Below are 21384 nucleotides of genomic sequence, written 5' to 3'. Positions count from 1 at the left end.
GTGGCATTCACCATCAGACCCGTCGTAGACCGTGATTTCTTCGCCTGGCACGAGTTGTTCGAGGGGTATTGCGACTTCTACGAGACTCCCCTGAACGACGAGAAGGCCGTGCGTGCCTGGTCGTGGTTCACGTCGGAGCGGCGCCTCGCCGAGGCCATGATCGCCGTCGACGACGAGACCGGCCAGTTGCTCGGACTCGCCCACTTCCGCGAGTTCGTCGACACCCTCGCGGGCGGCACGGGCCTCTACCTCGACGACCTCTACGTGCGACCGGATGCGCGGGGGCAAGGAATCGGTCAGGCTCTGATCGAGCGACTGCGCGAGATCGGCGTCGAGCGCCGCGCCTTCGTCGTGCGCTGGATCACGGCAGAGAACAACGAGGACGCCCGACGTCTGTACGACCGGATCGCGCAGAAGACCGAGTGGGTCACGTACGATTTGAAGGCGTGACCGAACCGAGAGAGGGAGGCTCGACGCACGTGAAGAAGACCATTCTGATCACCCTCGCGGCAGCCTTCACCGCGCTCGCGCTGACCGCGTGCGCCACGGGAGACGCTGATGGAGGCGCCACCGGAGGCGTATCGCCCTCGGCCACGCCGACTTCGTCGAGCGACCTCCAGGGCGGCACGCAGCCCACCACGAAGCTTCCCGTCGTGGCCTTCCCCGACTCCGAGGAGCTCGCCTCCTGGTGCCCGCTCGACGTCGAGGCGGTGCACCTTCACCAGCTGGAGGCGACCGTCTCGAGCGCGGTCGTCTGCTCGACCTCGATGGGCGCAGACGGCATGATGACCACCACGGTCAGCACCGTGAGCGGCGGACTCGACCAGCTCCTCGCCGCGTACGCTGTGCCGAACGCTCCGGTCGATCCGTCGGTCGTGTGCACGCTGCAGATCGAGGACCCACTGCTCGTCTGGCTGACCTACCCGGGTGAGCGCAGCTACCCGGTGTACGCCCCGGTCAGCCCGTGCGGCTTCCCCACCGACGAGGCGAAGGCTGCCTTCTCCGCTCTCGAGCTCACCGCCGTCGCGTCGTTCACCGAGACGTCGACCGGCGTGACCACCACCGACATCGGCCTCGGCGCGCCAGCTGCCGCGGCGAAGGAGACAACATGATCCAGCTCGGAACCCGTTGGGCCGTCGGCGACGAGACCCCGTCACGCCTGCCCCAGGTCGTCACCGACGCCGTCGAGGAGGTCGAAGCGGCCCTCGCGGAGGCGGGCACCGACACCTCGGGATGGAATTGGACGCTCACCTGGCTCGAAGGCAAACCTGTGTGCGAACTCGATGACGGAACGCTGGTCGAATACGACCCCGACACAGACGAGGCGATCATCACGCCCTACGAAGACGAGGACTGATCCTGTTCGCCCAGTCCCCCACGTCTCCGTTTCATCTGCACAGAGTTCGAGTCGGTCGGATCCTTGATCTGTCACCCAGCTTTCGGCGATTCACCCTCAGCGGCGATCGGCTCGACTCCTTCGCCGACAACGGCTTCGACCAGCGCATCAAACTGATCCTGCCGATCGAGGAACACGGGCTCAGCACCATGCCCATGACCGACGACTGGTACGCCCGGTGGCGCGATCTGCCCCACGATCATCGCAATCCCATCCGCACCTACACCGTGCGCGGGGTGCGCGCAGAACTGCGCGAGATCGACGTCGACGTGGTGGTGCATCCCATCGATGGCCCCGCTTCGATCTGGGCCGAGACGGCCTCGGTCGGCGACGAGCTCATCGTGCTCGGGCCGAACGCTCACCACGACGGAGTGCAGGGCGGCGTCGATTTTCTTCCGCCGCCCCACGCCGAGCGCATTCTGCTCGCGGGCGACGAGACGGCATTGCCTGCCATCGCAGCGATTCTCGAGCGCCTTCCCGCAACGGCCTCTGGGCACGCCATCGTCGAGGTGCCGCACTCCGACGACGCCGCCTGCATGGCGTCGCATCCCGGCTTCACCGTCGAGGTGCTCGCGCGACACGATCGGGCGCGGGGCGACCTTCTCGTGCCTGCGGTGCAGGCCGTGGCTCCCGATCTGCTGCGCTCTGTGCGCGCGGCATCGACCGCGACTGCCGAACTGAGCGACGTCGATGTCGATATCGACATGCTGTGGGAGGTGCCCTCGGACGATCACGGTGGACCCGCGCGGCAGTCTGCCCCTCTCTACGCCTGGCTCGCGGGCGAGGCGGGAGTGATCAAGACTCTGCGTCGGCACCTCGTGAGCGAACTCGGCATCGACCGTAAGAGCGTCGCGTTTATGGGGTACTGGCGTCTCGGTCGGGCTGAGGGCTGACCCGCGACCTGCCGACCGTGGTCACGATCATCACGACCGCGCCTACGAGCAGGCCCCAGAAGGCGGAGCCGATGCCGACGATCGATACACCCGATGCCGTGACGAGGAAGGTCGCGATGGCGGGGATGCGACGGTCGACGACTTCGAGCGCGCTCACGACGCTCGTGACGAGGGCTCCGAGCAGCGCGAGACCCGCGACCGCCGTGATCAGGATGGGCGGCGCGGCCGAGATGAGCGTCGTCGCGACTCCGGCTGCGAGGCCGAAGAGCACATAGAGCACCCCAGCCGTAACGGACGCCGGCCAGCGCTTGCGTGGATCGGGATGCGCGTCGGGGCCGGCCATGATAGCCGCGGTGATCGCGGCGAGGTTGATGGCGTGCCCGCCGAGGAGCGCGCCGAGCATTGAACCCGCGCCCGACGCGACGAGAGCCGGTCGCGGCGGAACCGCGTAACCGAAGGTCGACATCACCGCGAATCCGGGCACATTCTGGCCCGCCATGGTGACGATGAACAGAGGCAGACCGAGGCTCACGATGACCGCGGGGTCGAACGACGGAATGACGAATTGCAGCGTCGGGGCGAGTCCGGACCCCTCGAGGAGCGAGCTGCCCGATGTGACGGCGATGCCGATAGCCGCTACGAGCATCGCGGCGGGCACTGCCCACCGCGGAGCGAGCCTGTACAGCACGAGCCACGTGATGATCACGGGCAGGGCCAGCCACGGAAGCTGCACCGCCGCCGTGATCGGAGCGAGACAGATCGGAAAGAGGATGCCTGCGAGCATGGCACTCGCGATCGGACGCGGGATGCTGGTGATGGCACGCCCGAGCGCGGGCCAGAGACCGCACAGCACGATCAGGGCACCGCAGACCAGAAAAGCGCCCACGGCGGCGCCGAAGTCATCGGTCACAGCAGCCGCAGCAACCAAGAGTGCGGCCCCAGGTGTGGACCACGCGAACGAGATGGGCATTCTGAACCGCCATGCCAGCACGATGCAGCACAGTCCGCTCAAGACGCAGACGGCGAGCAGGCCAGACGAAGCCTGCGCCTCGCTCGCCCCTACTGCACGAAGACCGGCGACAACGAGCACGAACGAGCTTGCGAAGCCCGTGATCGCCGAAACGATACCAGCCGAGACGGGCTGGATCAGCCCAACGGCGTCGGCGTCGCTACGCCGACTTTTCGGCACGAACAGGCTTGCGCGGAACAATCGTCGGTGCGGCGTTGTTGTTCACGGATTCGCGGGTGACGACGACACGCGCCACCTCGTCGGTGGAGGGCACCTCGAACATGATCGGTCCGAGCACCTCTTCCATGATGGAGCGGAGCCCACGTGCACCGGTCTTGCGCAGAACCGCCAGGTCGGCGATGGCTTCGAGAGCTTCGCGGTCGAACTCGAGCTCGACGCCGTCGAGTTCGAACATGCGCTGATACTGCTTGACGATGGCGTTGCGCGGCTCGGTGAGGATCTGCATCAGCGCGGTCTGATCGAGCGGCGTCACCGTGGTGACCACGGGCAGGCGGCCGATGAACTCGGGAATCAGACCGAACTTGTGCAGGTCTTCGGGCAGAACGTCGGAGAAGAAGTTGACGTCTTCGCGCTTGGAGTGCAGCGGCGCGTTGAAGCCGATGCCCCGCTTGCCTGCCCGCTCGGCGATGATCTCCTCGAGCCCCGCGAACGCACCGGCCACGATGAAGAGAACGTTCGTGGTGTCGATCTGGATGAACTCCTGGTGCGGGTGCTTGCGCCCGCCCTGCGGCGGAACAGACGCCACGGTGCCCTCGAGGATCTTGAGCAGCGCCTGCTGAACCCCCTCGCCGGAGACATCGCGGGTGATCGACGGGTTCTCTGCCTTGCGGGCGATCTTGTCGACCTCGTCGATGTAGATGATGCCCGTCTCGGCACGCTTGACGTCGTAGTCGGCCGCCTGGATGAGCTTCAGCAGGATGTTCTCGACGTCTTCGCCGACGTAGCCCGCCTCGGTGAGCGCTGTCGCATCGGCCACCGCGAACGGCACGTTGAGCCGCTTCGCCAGCGTCTGCGCCAGGTACGTCTTGCCGCAGCCGGTCGGGCCGATGAGGAGGATGTTGCTCTTGGCCAGTTCGATCTGGTCGCCCTGCGTCTCTGCAGGGCCGATGGTGGTGCGCGCCTTGGTGCGCTTGTAGTGGTTGTAGACGGCGACGGAGAGTGCCTTCTTCGCGGCCTCCTGGCCGATCACATATTCTTCGAGGAAGTTGAAGATCTCTTTGGGCTTCGGCAGCTCGAACTCGCCGGTCGCTTCGTCGCCCGCCTCAGACAGGCGCTCCTCGATGATCTCGTTGCACAGCTCGACGCACTCGTCGCAGATGTAGACCCCGGGGCCGGCGATGAGTTGCTGCACCTGCTTCTGGCTCTTTCCGCAGAACGAACACTTGAGCAGGTCGGCGCTTTCTCCGATGCGAGCCATGCCAGCCTCCTGTCGATGACGATTGATTCGAGCCTAACCCGTGCCACCGACATCCGGGGCGGACCATGATCGAGAGTCGCGTTAGTCGTAACAAAAAGGCCCCTCGACGGGCTCAACGAACGAATCGATCATCGAGCCCGGCGAGGGGCCTCATGGGGAAAAGAACTACTTGACGAGCGCAGGCAGGTTCTTGCGCGAGGTCAGGACCTGGTCGATCAGTCCGTACTCGAGGGCGTCGGCCGCACTCATGATGTTGTCGCGGTCGATGTCCTTGTTGACCTGCTCCGCGGTCTTGCCGGAGTGGTGCGCCAGGGTCTCCTCGAGCCAGGTGCGCATGCGCAGGATCTCGGCGGCCTGGATCTCGATGTCGGAGGCCTGGCCACCGCCCTCTCCGCCACCCGCGGACGGCTGGTGGATGAGGATCCGAGCGTTCGGCAGGGCGAGGCGCTTGCCGGGCGAGCCCGCAGCGAGCAGCACGGCCGCCGCCGAGGCAGCCTGGCCGAGGCATACGGTCTGGATCTGCGGGCGGATGTACTGCATCGTGTCGTAGATCGCCGTCATCGCAGTGAACGATCCACCGGGAGAGTTGATGTACATCTCGATGTCGCGGTCCGGGTCCTGGCTCTCGAGAACGAGGAGCTGAGCCATGATGTCATCGGCGGACGCGTCGTCGACCTGCACTCCGAGGAAGATGATGCGGTCTTCGAAGAGCTTCGCGTACGGGTCCTGGCGCTTGTAGCCATAGGCCGTGCGCTCTTCGAACGTGGGCAGGATGTAGCGGTTGGACGGCGAGGTGCCGTTTCCGTAGGGCGAGCTGTAAGCGGCGCCGAAAGCGGGAGTATTCATTCTTCTTCTCTGTTCGTCTGGTCTCGGCGGAACTTAGTTGGACTCGCTGGGCACGGCGTCGGCCTCTTCGGTGCCGCCGCCGCCGGCGACGTCGGACGCGAACTCGCGGACGTGGTCGACGAAGCCGTACTCGAGGGCCTCCTGCGCGGTGAACCAGTTGTCACGGTCGCCGTCTTTGATGACCTGCTCGATGGTCTTGCCGGTCTGTTCGCTGGTGAGCTCCGCCATGCGGCGCTTCATGTCGAGGATCAGCTTGGCCTGGGTCTGGATGTCGGCGCTCGTGCCGCCGAAGCCACCGGAGGGCTGGTGCAGCAGCACGCGGGCGTTGGGCGTGATGTAGCGCTTGCCCTTCGTTCCCGACGAGAGCAGGAACTGGCCCATCGAGGCCGCCATGCCGATTCCGACGGTGACGATGTCGTTCGAGACGAACTTCATCGTGTCGTAGATGGCCATTCCCGCGGTGATCGATCCGCCGGGAGAGTTGATGTAGAGGTAGATGTCGCGATCGGGATCTTCGGCTGCGAGCAGAAGAATCTTGGCGCAGATCTCGTTCGCATTGTCGTCACGGACGGCACTGCCCAACCAGATGATGCGGTCCTTGAGTAGTCGGTCAAAAACACTGGATACCAGAGCCGGTTCGGCCATGTGATTGCTCCTCTATTACTTGCGTGATCTCGAATCTACTGGAGGATGCCTCGGCAGAAGCCGCTGTTCGCCGTAGGCAAAGAATGGCGGTGAAGCCGTCTTACGATAAAGCCATGGCCACCCCGCTCGACGTCCCCGTCGCATCCACCACCCTTCTCTCGCCGCGCGACCTGGAGAAGCTCGCCGCGCTCCGCGGCATGAAGCGCCTGGCCACCGGACTTCTGGTGATCATGGCGGTGATCTTCGTCGTGGCATTCGCGCTGCAGGAGAAGTACGAGTGGCTGCAATACGTGCGCGCCGCGGCCGAGGGCGGCATGGTGGGCGCCATCGCCGACTGGTTCGCGGTCACCGCATTGTTCCGGCATCCTCTCGGACTGCGCATTCCTCACACGGCGATCATTCCGACCGAGAAAGACCGTATCGGCGTGACGCTCGGAGAATTCGTCGAGACGAACTTTCTGTCGCGCGAGGTCATCACGACGAAATTGCGCTCGCTCGGGGTCTCGCGCGCCGTCGGAACCTGGCTCATCGATCCGGCCCACGCAGAGAGGCTCACCTCGGAGGCGGCCAACGCGGCACGCGGATTCCTCTCCCTCGCCGACGACGACACGATGCGCGAGGTCATCGAGGAGATCGGGCGTCGGCAGCTGATCGATCCGGCTTGGGGGCCTCCCCTCGGACGCATGACCTCGACCTTCGTCGACGGCGGGCACCAGGGCCAGGTCGTCGATCTGCTCGTCGAGCGTCTGCACGAGTGGCTCGAACGCAATCCGGATGCGTTCGGTCAGGCCGTGAGCGAGCGCCTGCCCAGCTGGATGCCGTCGTTCGTCGATCGCGTCGTCGACGACCGCGCCCACCGGGAGGCCCTGAAGTTCATCTCGGCTGTGCGCAACGACCCGAACCACCAGTTGCGCGTCGCGATCGACGAGTATCTGCGCAAGCTCAGCGACGACCTGCAGCACGACGAGGCCACGATGACCAAGGTCGAAGAACTCAAGGGTCAGGTGTTCGACAGCCCGCAGGTACGCGATCTGGCCGGCCAGGCGTGGAACGCCGCCCGCACCGCACTGCTGTCGTCGCTCGAGAACTCCGACAGCGAGTTGCGCACCCGCCTCACCCAGGCGGTCGCTCAATTCGGCCACGCGCTCCTCGAAGACGCCGTGCTCGGGGCGAAGGTCGACCGTTGGGTCGAGGACGCGGCGGGCTACCTCGTCGAGACCTATCGACACGACCTCGCAGCGATCATCTCCGACACCGTGCGCGGCTGGAACGCCGAGGACACGGGACGCAAGATCGAGGTCGAGGTGGGCCGCGACCTGCAGTTCATCCGCATCAACGGCACCGTCGTCGGCTCGCTCGCAGGACTGGCCATCTTCACCGTCGCCCACGCCATCTTCGGCAGCTGACCCGCCCGGACACGCCTGTGAGACCCGCGCTGACACAGCCAGCGCGTCGACTCGGCGAATATGCACCGATCAGGCGGCGTGTGCGTGCTCCTGCGCCGACTCGATAGCTGCATTGGTGCGTCTGCGCCGAGTGGATCACCGCGAGTCCTGTCACGGGCGCCAGCCGGCGTCGCGCAGGGCCGCTTCGACGCGGGCCACAGCGGCCATCGGGTCGCCGAAGAGTTGACCTTTGCGAACACGGATCGGCATCCACTTGTTGCGAATGAAACCCTCGATTCGGAGCATGTCGCGGTTGTACTGAACGGAATCGGTGCGATGCTGCTCGCCGTCGTACTCCGCGATCACGCGAAAGTCCCGAAATAGGCTGTCTCCTCGTCCGAGGAATGTACCTGATTCGCTGAAGATGTCGACGTTCAGTTCCGGCTCGGGCAAGCCCGCACGCATCATGTGGAGGCGGAGGATCGTCTCCGGCCGCGATTCCGCGCCCTGCCTGATGTCGAGAACTGCGCGCCGGGCCGCCTGCGCGTGCCGGCCAGAGTAGCTCTGAACACGGTCGATCAGCTGCTCGATCGTCGCGTAGGGACGTGTCTCGCCAGGCTGCCGCTTTTTCGGGACCAAGATGAGGTGGTCTGCCGCGGCCACGAGGTCGTCGTGCGACAGTACTCCGGCGAGGTGGCACCAGGTGGAGGCGGCGTCCGAGACACGGAATCCATATCTCCTCTCGACTAGGATGCGCGTGTCAGAGAACTCGCGCCCTCTTACGCCGCGCGCTCGACTCGCCCGATTCGGCGACATCCGGCCCACGTGCACGCCCTCTGCCCGTGTGAACTCCTCGGGCAACGGTATACGCCACATCCGAGCTGCCGTAAGGCCGCAGAAGAACTCGTCCGGTCGCATCCGCACCATGTAGGCGAGGCACAGACCATAGAGTCCGTGGATGCCACCCCGCCGGACTCGTACGCCATGGAACGGTCGCTCGAGATCTCGTCCCCTCATTCGCTGACGACCGATCCCCGCATGCCGCCCTTCCGCAACAGAGAACGATCGCCGCGTCAGATGGGGTGGAAGAGCGACGCGACGAGGCATCTCGACATGTTGCCCCGTCTTCGCCGCTGTTTGTGCCTCTCTCCACAGGCAACACGATCCGTCGACTCGGCGCAGAAGCACCGAAACCCGGCGTCATGCACGCGTTTGCGTCGACTCGATAGGCACGAGCGCGTCGAGTCGGCGGAAAAGCACCGACCGAGCGCGGGGTGAGTGCTTTCGCGCCGAGTGAATGCGACGGGGCTGGGGAGGAGGAGCGTAGGGACGCTCAGGTGGCGGCCCAGAGGGCGCGGTAGTACCGGATGCGCTCCTCGTCGCGCGCGATCCCGTAGGCATCGAGCAGTTCCGACTCCAGACGCTCTCCCCCGGCGAAGTTCCATTCCAGGCTCCGCGTCGCGATGGCCAGGTCGGCCCAGCGATCGGCGACGCCCGACGACCCCAGGTCGACGTGGCCGACGAACGCGCCATCATCGGCGAGAAGCGTGTTCGGCGCGCACGCGTCGCCGTGGCAGACGACGAGCCTGTCGATGGATGGCGGGATCTCGAGCGACTCGGCCACCGCAAGGCCCTCCGATCGCGCGCGGCCGATTCGCCGGGATACCGACCAGGAATAGGGACAGGCGTCGACGGGCAGTGCGTCGTGCAGACGGCGGAGTCCGGCGCCGATGCCGCGAGCCGCCACGCGCGCCGTCGAGGCGTCCGACCCGAACCGCGCATCGACCGCACCGTGGCCCCGGCAGGCCGGCCGTCAGCATCCACGAACCGCCGTCGCCCGAACCGGCCTCGATCACGCGAGGAACCACGATGAACGCGCTCGCCCAAGCGAGCCGCTCGGCCTCGCCTTCGAGCGACGACTCGCCTTCGGGTATCCACTTGATGAAGCGGGCCCCCACGCCCTCGCCGAGTCTGAACGTCAGTCCGCCTCGAGTGCTACGCCACACCGGAACCGGCGTATCGCCGGCGGCGTGCAACGACACGATCGACGGCACCTCGACCGGTCCGTCGGGCACCGCGGCGATCTCCATTTACTCAGTGTCGCTTAACGACGAAGGGCCCGGCATGCGCGTGCATGCCGGGCCCCTCGAATGAAGCGACTAGTGGGAGTGACCCTCGTGGTCGTCGTGGTCGTGACCCTCGTGCTCGTCGATGGCGTCTTCGGGCTCCGAGACGACCGCGGCGAACTCCTTGAGGTCGACCGTCTTGCCGTCGGTGTCGACGACCTTGGCCTTGCCGAGCAGGATCGCGAGCGCCTTGTTGCGGGCGACCTCGCCGACCATGGCGGGGATCTGGCCGCTCTGGTCGAGTGCCTGAACGAACTCGTTGGGCTCCATGCCGTACTGAGCGGCGCTCTGCACGAGGTACTGCGTCAGCTCATCCTGGCCCACCTTGACCTGCTCCTTCTCAGCGACAGCGTCGAGGAGGATCTGGGTGCGGAACGTGCTCTCGCTCGAGGCGGTGACCTCGGCGCGGTGCTCGTCGTCTTCGAGGCGGTTCTCGCCCTCGAGGTGACGGTGCACCTCGTCTTCGATGAGCGCGGGCGGCACGGCGACGTCGACCTTCTCGAGCAGCGTCTCGACCAGCTTGGTGCGGGCGGCGGATGCCTGGCCGAACGCCTTCTGCTTCGCGACGGTGTTCTTGAGGTCGGCCTTCAGCTCGTCGAGCGTGTCGAACTCGCTGGCGATCTGAGCGAAGTCGTCGTCGGCCTCGGGAAGCTCGCGCTCCTTGACGGCGAGCAGCGAGACCGACACGAGTGCGTCGGAACCGGCGTGGTCTCCGCCGAGCAGCGGCGCCTCGAAGGTGGTGGACTCGCCGGCGGAGAGGGAGTCGAGCGCCTCGTCGATGCCTTCGAGCAGTTCGCCCGATCCGACCTCGTAGGAGATGCCCGTGGCCTTGTCGACCTCGGCGCCATCGATCGTGGCGACCAGGTCGAGCTGGGCGAAGTCGCCCGTCTTGGCCGGACGGTCGACGGTCACCAGCGTGCCGAAGCGGCTGCGCAGGTTCTCGAGCTCGGTCGCGATGTCCTCGTCGGACACCTCGACGGCGTCGACGGTGACCTCGAGGTCGTTGTACTCGGGGAGGGTGATCTCGGGGCGCACATCGACCTCGATGGCGAGCTCGAGGTCTCCGGAGAAGTCCTTGTTACTGGGCCACTCGACGATGTCTGCGCTCGGCTTGCCCAGGGGGCGAAGCTCGTTCTCGGTGATGGCCTGGCGGTAGAAGCCGTCGAGTCCGTCGTTGACGGCGTGCTCGAGCACGGCCTCCTTGCCGACGCGCTGGTCGATGAGGGGCGGCGGAACCTTGCCCTTGCGGAAGCCGGGGATATTGATCGACTCGGCGATGTGGCCGTATGCGTGATCAATGCTGGGCTTCAGCTCGTCGGGGGTGACCGAGATGGCGATCTTCACGCGTGTCGGGCTGAGCTGTTCGACCGTGGTCTTCACGTTTGGCTTCTCCTGAGGGTTAGTACTGTGCTGCACCGTTTGGCTGGATCAAAGTGGTACTGGGGGAACTCGCGCTGTGGTCGGGGCGACAGGATTCGAACCTGCGACCTCCCGCCCCCAAAACGGGCGCTCTAGCCAAGCTGAGCTACGCCCCGGTTCTCGTCACAAGTCCCGTGAGGCCAGTCACCGGGTGACGCACAGGGCGTCTGGCACGAGGGTAGTGCCGGGCGAATTGGCCTCGGCAAGTCTACTGCACAGTCTGGAGGCCCGCTGAGCAATTTCCCGGCCCCGGTTACGCGGACGGGGAAACTGTGTACTACGATGTTCCAGTGCCGCTTGCGGCGCACACCTCCCCATTCGGGGCTGTAGCTTAGTGGTAAAGCCTCTGTCTTCCAAACAGATGATGCGAGTTCGATTCTCGTCAGCCCCTCGTCGTCAAGAAAGGCCCCCGAGACACTCGGGGGCCTTTTTTCATCCCCAGTTCGACCTCACCCGCTGCAGACGATGTGTGATCTCTGACACGCTGTGCAGATGACAGACCCCGCGCCTGCCTCCGTTCCGTCGCCGGAGGCCGCCTGGCCTTCGACACCTCTCGCCTTCTCTGACATGGGCCTCTGCCCGCGCTGTTTCGCGGTGCTGGGCAGCAGCCGTTGCCATGCCTGCGGTCTCGAATTAAACGTGCCGCTGGCCGCAGAACTCATCGCCGCGTCGAACACGATCGTCGACGTCGAACGCCGTCGCCGCGATCTGATCGATCGCATGTGGAACGAGCAACTCGCCGGCCAGGCGGACGAGCGGATCACGCAGGTCGCGTCGACACTCGAGCTCCCTCAGCCGGCGGCCCCACCCACGTCCGCAGACCACACGCCGGATGCCGCGAGCGCGGCCGCCGCGACTGTTCCCTCTCCCCCGTTCCCGCACCCCGCGCCCGCGGTCGCCCTCACGGACCGGGGACCCCGCCGATCCGGGGTGCAGGTCTTCCTGCTGGTGACGGGCATCGTGCTCCTCTCCGTCTTCGCACTGTTCTTCGTGACCGTCGCCTACCTGTTCGCCACAGTCGAGGTGCGCGTCGTCGTCACCGCTCTCGCCGGAGTCGTCGTGTTCGGCGTCGCCTGGCTGCTCAGGCGGCGCCGCCTGCCCGCCACAGCCGAGGGCATGGGTGTGACAGGGGCGGTGATCCTGATCGGTGTACTCGTGTTCGTGCGGGGTGCAGAACTCTTCGGTTCCCCTTCGGTCGCCCCCGCACTGTTCTGCGGCGTGGGCCTGCTCGCTCTCGCCGCCCTGCTCGAACTCCTTCATCGGGTCTCGGGGCTCCGCTTCGCGCGCTTCGGCAGCGTGGTACTCGCCCCGGCCGGTCTCGCCCTCGTCGTGATCGGCGCGCTCCACCCTGTCGACTCCGGCCTGGCGTGGTGGGCGGGCCTTGTGGTGGCAGGTGCGTCCGCGCTTCTTCTTCCGCAGATCGGTGATCGGTCGACCGAGGCGGCCGTCCTCCGATGGGTCGCCGTCGCATCGATGACGGCGGCACTCATCCCCGCCGCTGTGCTTCTGCCCGAGCTCCCGGGCTCGTCGGCCCTGGCGTACTCCGTGTCGGCGATCGCCTGGGGCGCGGTCGTCCTGCGGCTGCGTGCGGAGTCCGGCGCGCGACCCTGGAGCAGGGCGGCATCGGTGCTGCTCGGGTTGTCTGTGACGCTTGCCCCGACGATGGCCATATTCAGAGACGCGTCGACCGAGTGGAACCTCTGGGCTCCGGGAACGGCCGCCGGCGTCATCGCCGTCACCTTCGTGGTTCGTGCGCGCACCTCCACGACCGAGCTCTCGACGCGGACCTGCCGCGACGCGCTGATCCCCGCGCTCGTCGTCGCCGCGATCGGCCTGCTCCCGGGCGTCGGACTTGCGGCGATTCACATTCTCAGCTCGCTCGTTCCACGACATCTTCTCTGGCAGGCGACCCCCGGCGACACCGCCGGTTACCTTCCCGAGACCGGAGCGTGGGCCGCCGTTCTCGCCCCGGCCGCCGCAGCGATCCTCGGAGCCGTGGCCATCCGCTTCGTACGGCTGCCGAGGGTCGTCGGGGCGGTCGCGGGCGGACTGGCGGCTCTGGCGATGCTCGCCGCGGCCAGCCATTCAGCCTCGGTGATGGTGGCTCTCCTCGCCTACGCGTCTGTCGCCGTCGTCGCACTCTCGCTTCTTCTCGCCACGAGGGGCCGGCGCGTGCCTGCGGCGCGTGTTCCCGCGGCGATCGCGTTGGGTGTCGCCACGTTCGCGGTCGCGATTCTCTCGCATGCGAGCTCGCCCCTGTGGCTGCCGGGCATCCTCGCCACCGCGGCCCTGATCGTCGCATCTCGGCTCGTCGTCGCACCCGGCACTCGCGCCGGCTCGCTCGTGCGGACTCTCCTCACCGCCGTGGCCATGGGCCTCGGGTTCGTCGAGGCGACACTGCTGGTGCCCTGGATCACGGGCTGGCGCCTCTCGGCCTCGCTGAGCGGTTCCCCCTTTCCTCCTCCGAGCGATTTCGCCGCCCTTCCCGGTGCGGCCGCTGCGCTCCTTCTGTTCGTGGCTCCGCTGGTTCTGCGAACCCGCGTCGAGCGCGTTCCGAGCGGAATCTCGGGTCTCCGCGCCGCAGCGATCGTCGCCCTGCCCGCAGCGGCCATCAGCTCGCTCGTCCTCTTCGCGTCGGGAGCCGGTTCCGCCGCCGAGCACGTCGTGCGGGTCGCTGTTCTGCTCGTCCTCACGGTCGCCGCCGTGACCTGGCAACTGCGCGGCCCCGTGGCGAACACGGTCGAACGCGTCGTGCTGGCCGTCATGGCGCCCCTCGCGCTGGCGGCAACCCTCGCCGCCGTGATCGACGCTGCCACCACCTCGTCCACGGCCCTGATCGTCGACCTCGCGGCACCGACCGCGGCGCTCCTGTCGGCCTCTCTCGGCGCGATGTTGTTCGCACGGGCCGCATCCGGCATGCACCGCGCCGCGCGCATCGCGTGGGAGTGCGCAACCGCCCTCATCGTCGTCGTCTCCATCGCCCGAAGCGCGATCGATCCCGGAGAGAGCACGTGGCTGACTCTGCTCCTGCTCGCGGCGACGCCGCTCATCGTCGCGTTCACCGACGGCAACCCGTTCACGAGTCTGTCGCCGCGACGCTTCGGCGGCACCCTCACGTGCATCCTCGCCGTTGCGGCACTCTGGCAGTTCCTGGCCTTCCGAGGCATCGTCGACGTCGAACCGTACACGCTGCCCGTGGCCGGCTTGCTGTTGTGTCTCACCGCCGCCATCGCCGTGTTCAGCCCGCTGACGGCGTCCGTGGCCACCGTCCGGTCGACCCTCCTCGCCGCGGCTCCCGTCATCGCACTCGCGCCCTCCGCGCTGGTCTCGATCGCAGACGAACACGCCGCCCGCGCCATTGTGGTGCTCGTGATCGCCGGCGCGGTGACGACGGTGGCGCTCATCGCACCCCGGGTCGTGCGCGGCGTCCTCGTGCGCGACAGCACGCTGTATTCGGGCATCGCTGTGCTGATTTCTGTGGGCCTCGGCCGCACCGTGCGCGACGCCGTCGGCGCCTCTGACGCGGCGCTCTTCCCCGAGATCTGGACGCTCCCCGCCGTGCTCGCTCTGATCGTGACGTCGGTCGTGTGGACGAGACGTCGAGCCCTGCCCTTCCCCGTCGCTCAACTCGGGGTGCCCTCGGCCGTCACCCTCGCCGGTGTCAGCGCTGTCGTATGCCTGGTCGCGCTTCCCGAGACGAATGCGTCGACGCGCCTCATCGTCGTGAGCACGACTTTCGTCGGTGTGGTGGTCGCCGCCGCCGTGCGCCGCTCGGTGCCTCTCGACCGTGTGTCCAGGCTCACGGCCCTCAGCCTTCTGGTCGTCGTCGGAGTCACCGGCCTCGCGACCGGCGCGGCGCATCCATTCGAACTGGCGACGGCTCCCGTCGCCGTGGCGCTGATCGCGTCGGGCCTTATCAGACTGAACCGCGACGCGGCCGCTCGCACGTGGCCGCACCTCGGACCGGGGCTCGGCCTGCTGCTCGTTCCGTCACTCCTCGCCGACGTCGGAAGCACGGATCTCTGGCGCGTCATCGCACTCGGCGTTCTCACGGTGGCGATCGTCGTCGTCGGCATCGCGCTGCGCTGGCAGGCTCCGCTGATCGTCGGCGGGGTGGTGCTGCTCGTGCACGCGATCGCCCAGTCCTGGCCGTGGATCCAGGGACTCTACTCGGCCGTGCCGTGGTGGATCTGGCTGGGAATCGGCGGCGCACTCCTCGTCGCGCTGGCGGCCCGATACGAGCATCGGGTGCGCAACCTCAGATCGTTCGTCGGTACGGTGTCCTCACTGCGCTGACGCGCGGGCCAGGCCGGTGGTGTCAGGACGCTCTCAACCACGCGAGCACGGCCAGAACGCGACGATGATCGGTGCCGGAGTCGTCGAGGCCCAGCTTCGAGAAGATGCTCGAGACGTGCTTCTCGACGGCCCCGGTTCCCACGACGAGCTGGGCGGCGATGCCCGCATTCGTTCGGCCCTCGGCCATCAGAGCGATCACGTCGCGCTCCCGTGCTGTGAGGGTCGACAGCGGGTCGCGACGCCGACCGAGCAGGTGCCGCACAACCTGCTCGTCGAGCACTGTGCCGCCGTCGGCGATGCGGGCCACGGCATCCCGCAGTTCGTCGAGCGACACCAGCCGATCTTTCAGCAGGTACCCGATGCCGCTCTCGCCGGCCGCCAGGAGCTCGACCGCGTAGGTCTCCTCGACGTATTGACTCAGCAGCAGGATGCCGATCTCCGGATGCCGTCTGCGCAGATCGAGCGCCGCACGCACACCCTCGTCGCGATAGGTCGGCGGCATCCGAACATCGAGAATGGCCACGTCGGGGCGCACCGCCGCGATGTCGGCCAGCAGCGACTCGGCGTCGCCATAGGCGGCCAGCGTCTCGAACCCTGCCTCTGCGAAGAGCCGCACGAGACCCTCGCGCAGCAGAAGGGAGTCCTCAGCGAGAACGAGACGGATGGTGCGCTTCTCGTCTCGATCACTCACGTCTTCAGGATAGGGGGATGCGAGTCGCGATCATCGTCGGTCCGCCCTCGGGTGAGGTGATCGTGAGTTCTCCGCGCAACCCGCTCACCCTCTCGACGAGTCCCGCCAGTCCGTGGCCCGCGGTCTCCGCCGCCTTTCCGACGCCGTCGTCGAAGACGGTCAGCTCGAGCACGCGCTCACCGGCATCCGATTCGCGGACCGATGCTGACACCGTGGCCATCGTCGCCGCAGCGTGCTTCGCAACGTTCGCCAGAAGCTCGGCAGCGATGAAGTAGACGCTGCGCTCCACCTCGGGCGCGATCTCCGTTTCGCCCAACGACAGCCGGATGCTCGTGGGCACGGTGCTGCGCACGGCGAGCGACTCGAGGGCGGCAGCCAGGCCGCGATCCTGCAGCAGGGGCGGTGCGAAGCCTCGAGACAACTCGCGGAGTTCCTCGAGCGTGTCTCGCGACTGCTCCCTGGCTCCTTCGAGGAGCGCCCGGGCTGCGGCAGGATCGGAGTCGAGGGCGCGCTCGGCGCTGGCCAGGTCGAATTGGAGACGCACGAGTCGCTGCTGCGGTCCGTCATGGATGTCTCGCTCGAGGCGGCGCAGACTGTGGTCCTCGGCCGAGACGGCCGCATCGCGAGACGCGCCCAGGGCGGCGACCTCGCGTTTGAGGTCGTCAGAGGCGAAACGACCGAGCATGCCGCGGGCGATTCCGTGATGGATTCTGACGAGGCCTCGGGTCACGAACGGCAGCGTCGCAAGCATCGCGAGACCGAGTATGAGGTAGAGGATCGTCTCGTTGCGCTGAAGAACATCGGGGTCGTTTCCGAGCTGCGTGCCGGGCACGACGAATTCGATGACGACCTTGTTGATCCAGAGGTTGCCTGCTTCGTGCGGGGGCAGGAATCGTGACCAGATGCCGAAGCTCACACCGCCGAGGCCGGTCACGAGCCAGGTGATCGCCACGCACCACGTCGCGACTCCCACCGCGAAGTTCACGACTCCTCCATGCAGGAGGTACAGCCAGTAGTGCCCGTCGCCCAGGTACCGCTTGAGCCAGCCCAGGATGCCGGGGCGGCGCGGGAGGTTCCACGTGGGCCGCGCGATGGGTGGCATCCCCGCAGCTTCGAGACGAACGAGCTCGACCGCGCCGAACCAGCGAGCCGTCACCATGGCGGCGGCCAGCACGAAGAATCCTCCGACCAGAACGACGGTCGACGCACCCAGAGAGAAGAGGGTCACGAGGGCGATGAACGCGATCGTCACCACGGGAAGCGTGGCGAGGAGGAATCCGAGTTCGCGGGGCACCCTCGCCCACCGTCGACGGAAGCGATTCTGCACCGGTGCTGTGCCGTCGGAGTCGATCATCGTGTCCAGCGTGGCAGAGTCCAGCTGGTGTGTCATGTCGAGCGTCTGTGTTGTCATGCCTCAACCCTGACCGTCACGCCGCCTCGTCGACATACGACGAGCATCCGATATCAGCCGGGGGTTAACCCCCGGTCAGGGCTGGGTTAGCCCAGCCTCAGCTTGCTTGCGGAACAAACTGTGCTGAGTACGGTTAGACGAGTCAGACACGATAGGAGTCACACAATGACCAACACCACCGTCACCGTTCCCACCAGCTCGACGAGCCCCGACGTCGCAGCCGCCACGGCCCAGTTCCTCGCCCCGATCGTCGTCGACCTCCAGGCCCTCGCCATCAACGGCAAGCAGGCGCACTGGCACGTGCGCGGCGCCAACTTCATCGGCGTGCATGAGCTGCTCGACAACGTCGTCAGTCACGCCCAGGACTGGGCCGACCTCGCCGCCGAGCGCGTCGTCGCTCTCGGGCTTCCGCTCGACGCGCGCATCGAGACCGTCGCTGCCAAGACCGTCATCCCCACCATGGAGCCCGGCTTCCAGCGCTCGGAGTACATGATCGCCGCGATGGTCGCCCAGATCGACGCGACGCTCGTCGGCATCCGCAAGGCCATCACCGAGCTCAACGACATCGACCTCACCAGCCAGGACGTCGTTCTCGAGATCGCCCGAGGCCTCGAGAAGTCGCGCTGGTTCCTCGCGGCGCACATCGCCGAGTAGTTACAGCTCGAACGACGGCCCTCCGGTGGATCCACCGGAGGGCCGTCGTGGTTAACCCGGCGTCCACCCCGCAGTCACCGACCGGATGCCTCCGGCGGCTAGCGTCAGGCCCTATGACGCAGCTCGTGAGCCACTACGCACTCCCGCCCGATCTCGACGACGTCTCGGGCTACACGGTGTTCGATGAGGACGACGACGATCCCGTACTCATCTCGCGAGACGGCACCCGCGTCGATACCTGGCGCGAGGGGTATCCCTATGCCGAGCGCATGGACAGGAACGAGTACGAGCTCTCGAAACGTCTGCTGCAGATCGAGTTGCTCAAGCTGCAGAACTGGATCAAGAAGTCCAACCGCCGCCTCGTCGTGGTCTTCGAGGGCCGCGACGCCGCCGGTAAGGGCGGAACGATCAAGCGATTCACGGAGCACCTCAATCCGCGCGGCGCCCGAACGGTCGCTCTCGAGAAGCCGTCTGAGCGAGAGAGCGGGCAGTGGTACTTCCAGCGCTACGTGCAGCACCTTCCCGCCTCGGGTGAGATCGTGCTCTTTGATCGCTCCTGGTACAACCGCGCCGGCGTCGAGCGCGTCATGGGGTTCTGCACTCCCGCCCAGTACGACGAGTTCATGCGCCAGACGCCGAGGTTCGAGGAGATGCTCGTCGGCGATGGCATCGACCTGGTCAAGTTCTGGTTCTCGGTCTCGGCAGACGAACAGCGCACGCGCTTCGCAATTCGTCAGGTCGACCCCGTACGGCAGTGGAAGCTGTCGCCCATGGATATCGCGTCGCTCGACAAGTGGGGCGACTACACGGCGGCGAAAGAGGCCATGTTCGCCCACACCGACACGGCGAACGCGCCCTGGACCGTCGTGAAGAGCAACGACAAGAAGCGTGCCCGCCTCGAGGCCATGCGCCACGTGCTGAGCCTGTTCGACTACGACAACAAAGACCATGAGATCGTCGGGCAGCCCGATGAGAACATCGTCGGCTCAGCCGCACGAATCTACGAGCGCGGGGAGAACGCCACGATCGTCACGTAGCCTTGTCGGGTGGAAAAAGATCTACTCGCTCTGTCGCAGCTTCGGCAGGAGGCCCGCGATGTGCTCGATGCCGGCATCGAAGCCCGCTGCCGCGAGGGCGAGGATCCGTGGGACTTCCTTCCCGAGCTGCCCACGGTCGATCAGTGCGTGGTCATCGGTCTGCGCACCGCTCACGTCGAGGCTCGCCTTCCCGGTGAGCCGCACCAGTCGAACTTCGAGATCCTGCGCGGCATCGCGTTCGATTACCCCGAGCTGCGCCGCGCCGCCTGGTCACTGGTGACCCGCCGCTGATCTCTGCGCTCATCGGGAGACGGCTGCGCTGGTCGAGTAGGCCGCGCCCAGCGCTGGTCGAGCAGGCAGCTCCCGCGTTGGTCGAGTAGGCCGCCCGCGGCCGTATCGAGACCTGGCCGCGTTGGTCGAGCAGGCCGCCCGCGGCCGTATCGAGACCCACATGCGTTGGTCGAGTAGGCCGCCCGCGGCCGTATCGAGACCCGTCCCCTTCCCTGAGCCTGTCGAAGGGGAAGGGAGGCCGCGTCTACTCCTCCACAAGGCATCCATTCGGGTAGTTAGCCACAGCGAGATTCCCTGATCAAGCGTCAAATGTGAGTTCCACCCCCAGTGTCGGTGGTTCCTGTTTGACTTCACGTATGACATCTACCATCCCGCTTCTCGAGCCCGACCCGTACGTGGTCGCGCTCGAGGAGGTCGCCGCCCTCGATCAGCAGATAGCCCGACTGTCTGCGATCAGGGCCAGACGCGTCACCGACGCTGCTCACCACCTGCACCGGCAGGCACCAACAGATACCTCTTCGGGTGGTCCTGTGTGGTCGACCGCTCGAGTCGAGAGAGTCGAGTTGTTCACCGAACTCGCCCAGCTGACTCGTCGCACCGAGTATCGCGCCGCGACTCTGATCGACACCAGCACTGCTCTCGTGGATCGCCTCCCGGCCACACTCGCTGCAGTGGCTGCGGGGGTCGTGTCGTGGGAGCATGCCGAGGTCATCGCGAAGCACGCCGACGGTCTCGACGGAGATGCGTTGACCGCCTATGACACCCGGCTTGCGGCGCTGGCGGCGGAGGTGAACCCGAAGCAACTTGACCGCAAGGCCCGCCACGAGGTCGAACTGTCTCAACCGTCTACGGCGGTGGAACGGGCCGAGAAGGCCGCGGCCACCCGGCGTATCTACGTCGATCCGGCGGCGGATGGCATGGCGTATCTGACGTTGTTCGCACCGGCACCAGAGATTCACGCGATCACCGACCGGGCCACACGCCTCGCATCAGGGCTTCGGGCGGGCGGTGACCCGCGGAGTATGACGCCCCTGAAGCTCGATGTCCTCACCGACCTCATGCTGAACGGCGAAACGTCGATCCCTGGTGCGACCCGGGGCGTCCGGGGCAGGGTGCACGTCATGGTTCCCGCGCTGACGTTGCTCGGCATCGGTGAGGAGGCCGCGATCCTCCGTGGCTACGGTCCGATCGACCCGGCCACCGCCGCGCAGTTGACGGCGGAGGCGACGTCGTGGCGGCGTATCCTCACCGACCCGATCACCGGACGCATCCTGACGACGGACCCAAGGGACTATCGGCCCACGGCGCGCATGATCGACCACGCGAGACTCGTGCACCCGACCTGTGTATTCCCCGGCTGCACCGTCCCATCGGAACAGGCCGATGTCGACCACACCGAAGACCACGCCTACGGAGGGGACACGATCCCGGAGAACCTCGCACCGCTCAGTCAAGGGCATCACAGGGTGAAGCACCACACCCGGTGGCAGATCGTGCAGAACGGAGACGACATCCTGACTGCCACCTCGCCAGCGGGCTACGAGTACACGGTCCGGCCGGAAGGCAGGATGCAACCCGCACCGAAACGACTCATCGATGCATCCACAGCAGCATTGACTGCCGTCGTCAGCTCAGAAGCCGCCACCGTGGCCGGGCAAGCAGTCGCAAAGAGAGGGACAGGACCGGAGGAGGATCTCGCGGACTGCCCCTTCTAGAGAGTTCCGAGCTAGAAAGTCCCGGCTGACGAATCACACTCAACGCCAACGTTTGAAGACCGAAGGAGACTTCACGACCCCATACCCAATCGAGCAACGCGATACAGGCCATCAAGACGACGCTGCAGAATT

Annotated in this window: 19 protein-coding genes and 2 tRNA genes; 11 read left to right on the top strand and 10 right to left on the bottom strand. The window is 66.7% G+C overall.

What is annotated here, in order from left to right; genetic code table 11:
• Genes ASF79_RS05330 through ASF79_RS05315 form a run of 4 tightly spaced genes read left to right on the top strand, consistent with a single transcriptional unit; the run spans position 1 to position 2289 of the window.
• A complete protein-coding gene (locus tag ASF79_RS05330; RefSeq protein WP_055774522.1) occupies positions 1-450 on the top strand; it encodes a GNAT family N-acetyltransferase in 450 nt (149 codons plus the stop codon).
• Positions 447-1112, top strand: coding sequence for a hypothetical protein (locus ASF79_RS05325; RefSeq protein WP_055852588.1), 666 nt, complete (start codon positions 447-449; stop codon positions 1110-1112). Before ASF79_RS05330 ends, ASF79_RS05325 begins: the two co-directional genes overlap by 4 nt.
• Entirely contained in the window at positions 1109-1357 is a 249-nt protein-coding gene (locus ASF79_RS05320; RefSeq protein WP_235480439.1) for a hypothetical protein, read from the top strand. The genes ASF79_RS05325 and ASF79_RS05320 overlap by 4 nt, the downstream gene beginning before the upstream one ends.
• Entirely contained in the window at positions 1354-2289 is a 936-nt protein-coding gene (locus ASF79_RS05315; protein ID WP_326942848.1) for a siderophore-interacting protein, read from the top strand. Before ASF79_RS05320 ends, ASF79_RS05315 begins: the two co-directional genes overlap by 4 nt.
• Here the strand turns inward: ASF79_RS05315 and ASF79_RS05310 are convergent.
• The 4 genes from ASF79_RS05310 to ASF79_RS05295 all read right to left on the bottom strand — a co-directional run bounded on the left by ASF79_RS05310 (position 2252) and on the right by ASF79_RS05295 (position 6227).
• The gene (locus tag ASF79_RS05310) at positions 2252-3478 is read right to left on the bottom strand and encodes a benzoate/H(+) symporter BenE family transporter (RefSeq protein WP_055852582.1); all 1227 of its coding nucleotides are present in this window, start codon (positions 3476-3478) and stop codon (positions 2252-2254) included. The genes ASF79_RS05315 and ASF79_RS05310 overlap by 38 nt on opposite strands.
• The gene (gene clpX, locus ASF79_RS05305; RefSeq protein ID WP_055774534.1) at positions 3459-4736 is read right to left on the bottom strand and encodes an ATP-dependent Clp protease ATP-binding subunit ClpX; all 1278 of its coding nucleotides are present in this window, start codon (positions 4734-4736) and stop codon (positions 3459-3461) included. The genes ASF79_RS05310 and clpX overlap by 20 nt, the downstream gene beginning before the upstream one ends.
• Positions 4737-4901: 165 nt before the next feature.
• Positions 4902-5582 carry an ATP-dependent Clp protease proteolytic subunit gene (locus ASF79_RS05300; protein WP_044442923.1) on the bottom strand — a complete coding sequence of 227 codons (681 nt, stop codon included), beginning with the start codon at positions 5580-5582 and terminating at the stop codon, positions 4902-4904.
• 33 nt (positions 5583-5615) lie between these two features.
• Positions 5616-6227, bottom strand: coding sequence for an ATP-dependent Clp protease proteolytic subunit (locus ASF79_RS05295; RefSeq protein WP_055774536.1), 612 nt, complete (start codon positions 6225-6227; stop codon positions 5616-5618).
• Positions 6228-6340: 113 nt separating this feature from the next.
• Between ASF79_RS05295 and ASF79_RS05290 the strand changes: the two genes are divergently transcribed.
• Positions 6341-7633 (top strand): DUF445 domain-containing protein, encoded by a 1293-nt coding sequence (locus tag ASF79_RS05290; RefSeq protein ID WP_082495683.1) that lies wholly within the window; start codon positions 6341-6343, stop codon positions 7631-7633.
• A 150-nt stretch (positions 7634-7783) separates the two neighbouring features.
• Here ASF79_RS05290 and ASF79_RS05285 read toward each other — a convergent pair whose 3' ends face one another.
• From ASF79_RS05285 to ASF79_RS05270, 4 genes are all read right to left on the bottom strand, one after another.
• Entirely contained in the window at positions 7784-8275 is a 492-nt protein-coding gene (locus ASF79_RS05285) for a hypothetical protein (RefSeq protein ID WP_055852576.1), read from the bottom strand.
• A gap of 670 nt (positions 8276-8945) precedes the next feature.
• Positions 8946-9359, bottom strand: coding sequence for a phosphotransferase (locus tag ASF79_RS17655; RefSeq protein ID WP_235500645.1), 414 nt, complete (start codon positions 9357-9359; stop codon positions 8946-8948).
• Between the two features lie 412 nt (positions 9360-9771).
• Positions 9772-11118 (bottom strand): trigger factor, encoded by a 1347-nt coding sequence (gene tig, locus ASF79_RS05275; RefSeq protein ID WP_055852574.1) that lies wholly within the window; start codon positions 11116-11118, stop codon positions 9772-9774.
• 77 nt (positions 11119-11195) lie between these two features.
• Positions 11196-11273 (bottom strand) — tRNA-Pro (locus ASF79_RS05270).
• A 204-nt stretch (positions 11274-11477) separates the two neighbouring features.
• Here ASF79_RS05270 and ASF79_RS05265 point away from each other — a divergent pair.
• Positions 11478-11548 (top strand) — tRNA-Gly (locus tag ASF79_RS05265).
• 101 nt (positions 11549-11649) lie between these two features.
• Complete coding sequence (locus tag ASF79_RS05260) at positions 11650-15453, top strand: SCO7613 C-terminal domain-containing membrane protein (RefSeq protein WP_156366165.1); 3804 nt, start codon at positions 11650-11652, stop codon at positions 15451-15453.
• Positions 15454-15475: 22 nt separating this feature from the next.
• Here the strand turns inward: ASF79_RS05260 and ASF79_RS05255 are convergent, their stop codons facing one another.
• Complete coding sequence (locus tag ASF79_RS05255) at positions 15476-16144, bottom strand: response regulator transcription factor (protein ID WP_235500642.1); 669 nt, start codon at positions 16142-16144, stop codon at positions 15476-15478.
• 4 nt (positions 16145-16148) lie between these two features.
• Positions 16149-17555 (bottom strand): sensor histidine kinase, encoded by a 1407-nt coding sequence (locus tag ASF79_RS05250; protein WP_235500639.1) that lies wholly within the window; start codon positions 17553-17555, stop codon positions 16149-16151.
• 165 nt (positions 17556-17720) lie between these two features.
• On the opposite strand from ASF79_RS05250, the gene ASF79_RS05245 reads away from it, so the two are divergent.
• From ASF79_RS05245 to ASF79_RS05230, 4 genes are all read left to right on the top strand, one after another.
• Positions 17721-18209, top strand: a complete 489-nt coding sequence (locus ASF79_RS05245; protein ID WP_055774554.1) for a Dps family protein — start codon at positions 17721-17723, stop codon at positions 18207-18209.
• Between the two features lie 113 nt (positions 18210-18322).
• Entirely contained in the window at positions 18323-19246 is a 924-nt protein-coding gene (gene ppk2 / locus ASF79_RS05240) for a polyphosphate kinase 2 (protein ID WP_055852567.1), read from the top strand.
• 9 nt (positions 19247-19255) lie between these two features.
• On the top strand, positions 19256-19537 hold the full coding sequence (locus ASF79_RS05235; RefSeq protein ID WP_055774560.1) for a hypothetical protein: 282 nt from the start codon (positions 19256-19258) through the stop codon (positions 19535-19537).
• A gap of 356 nt (positions 19538-19893) precedes the next feature.
• Positions 19894-21252: an HNH endonuclease signature motif containing protein gene (locus ASF79_RS05230; protein WP_055852565.1), complete on the top strand. Its 1359-nt coding sequence runs from the start codon at positions 19894-19896 to the stop codon at positions 21250-21252.
• The last annotated feature ends 132 nt before the right edge of the window (positions 21253-21384 follow it).

Source organism: Agreia sp. Leaf335, from assembly GCF_001423605.1.
Classification (GTDB): domain Bacteria; phylum Actinomycetota; class Actinomycetes; order Actinomycetales; family Microbacteriaceae; genus Agreia.
This window is presented reverse-complemented; position numbering and strand designations above follow the sequence as displayed.

Excerpts from the sequence above, each read along its gene's own strand:
- ASF79_RS05245 (WP_055774554.1), top strand. The coding sequence starts at position 17,721 with ATGACCAACACCACCGTCACCGTTCCCACCAGCTCGACGAGCCCCGAC.
- ASF79_RS05300 (WP_044442923.1), bottom strand. The coding sequence starts at position 5,582 with ATGAATACTCCCGCTTTCGGCGCCGCTTACAGCTCGCCCTACGGAAAC.
- ASF79_RS05320 (WP_235480439.1), top strand. The coding sequence starts at position 1,109 with ATGATCCAGCTCGGAACCCGTTGGGCCGTCGGCGACGAGACCCCGTCA.
- ASF79_RS05250 (WP_235500639.1), bottom strand. The coding sequence starts at position 17,555 with ATGACAACACAGACGCTCGACATGACACACCAGCTGGACTCTGCCACG.
- ASF79_RS05290 (WP_082495683.1), top strand. The coding sequence starts at position 6,341 with ATGGCCACCCCGCTCGACGTCCCCGTCGCATCCACCACCCTTCTCTCG.
- clpX (WP_055774534.1), bottom strand. The coding sequence starts at position 4,736 with ATGGCTCGCATCGGAGAAAGCGCCGACCTGCTCAAGTGTTCGTTCTGC.
- ASF79_RS05230 (WP_055852565.1), top strand. The coding sequence starts at position 19,894 with ATGACATCTACCATCCCGCTTCTCGAGCCCGACCCGTACGTGGTCGCG.
- ASF79_RS05295 (WP_055774536.1), bottom strand. The coding sequence starts at position 6,227 with ATGGCCGAACCGGCTCTGGTATCCAGTGTTTTTGACCGACTACTCAAG.
- ASF79_RS05260 (WP_156366165.1), top strand. The coding sequence starts at position 11,650 with ATGACAGACCCCGCGCCTGCCTCCGTTCCGTCGCCGGAGGCCGCCTGG.
- ppk2 (WP_055852567.1), top strand. The coding sequence starts at position 18,323 with ATGACGCAGCTCGTGAGCCACTACGCACTCCCGCCCGATCTCGACGAC.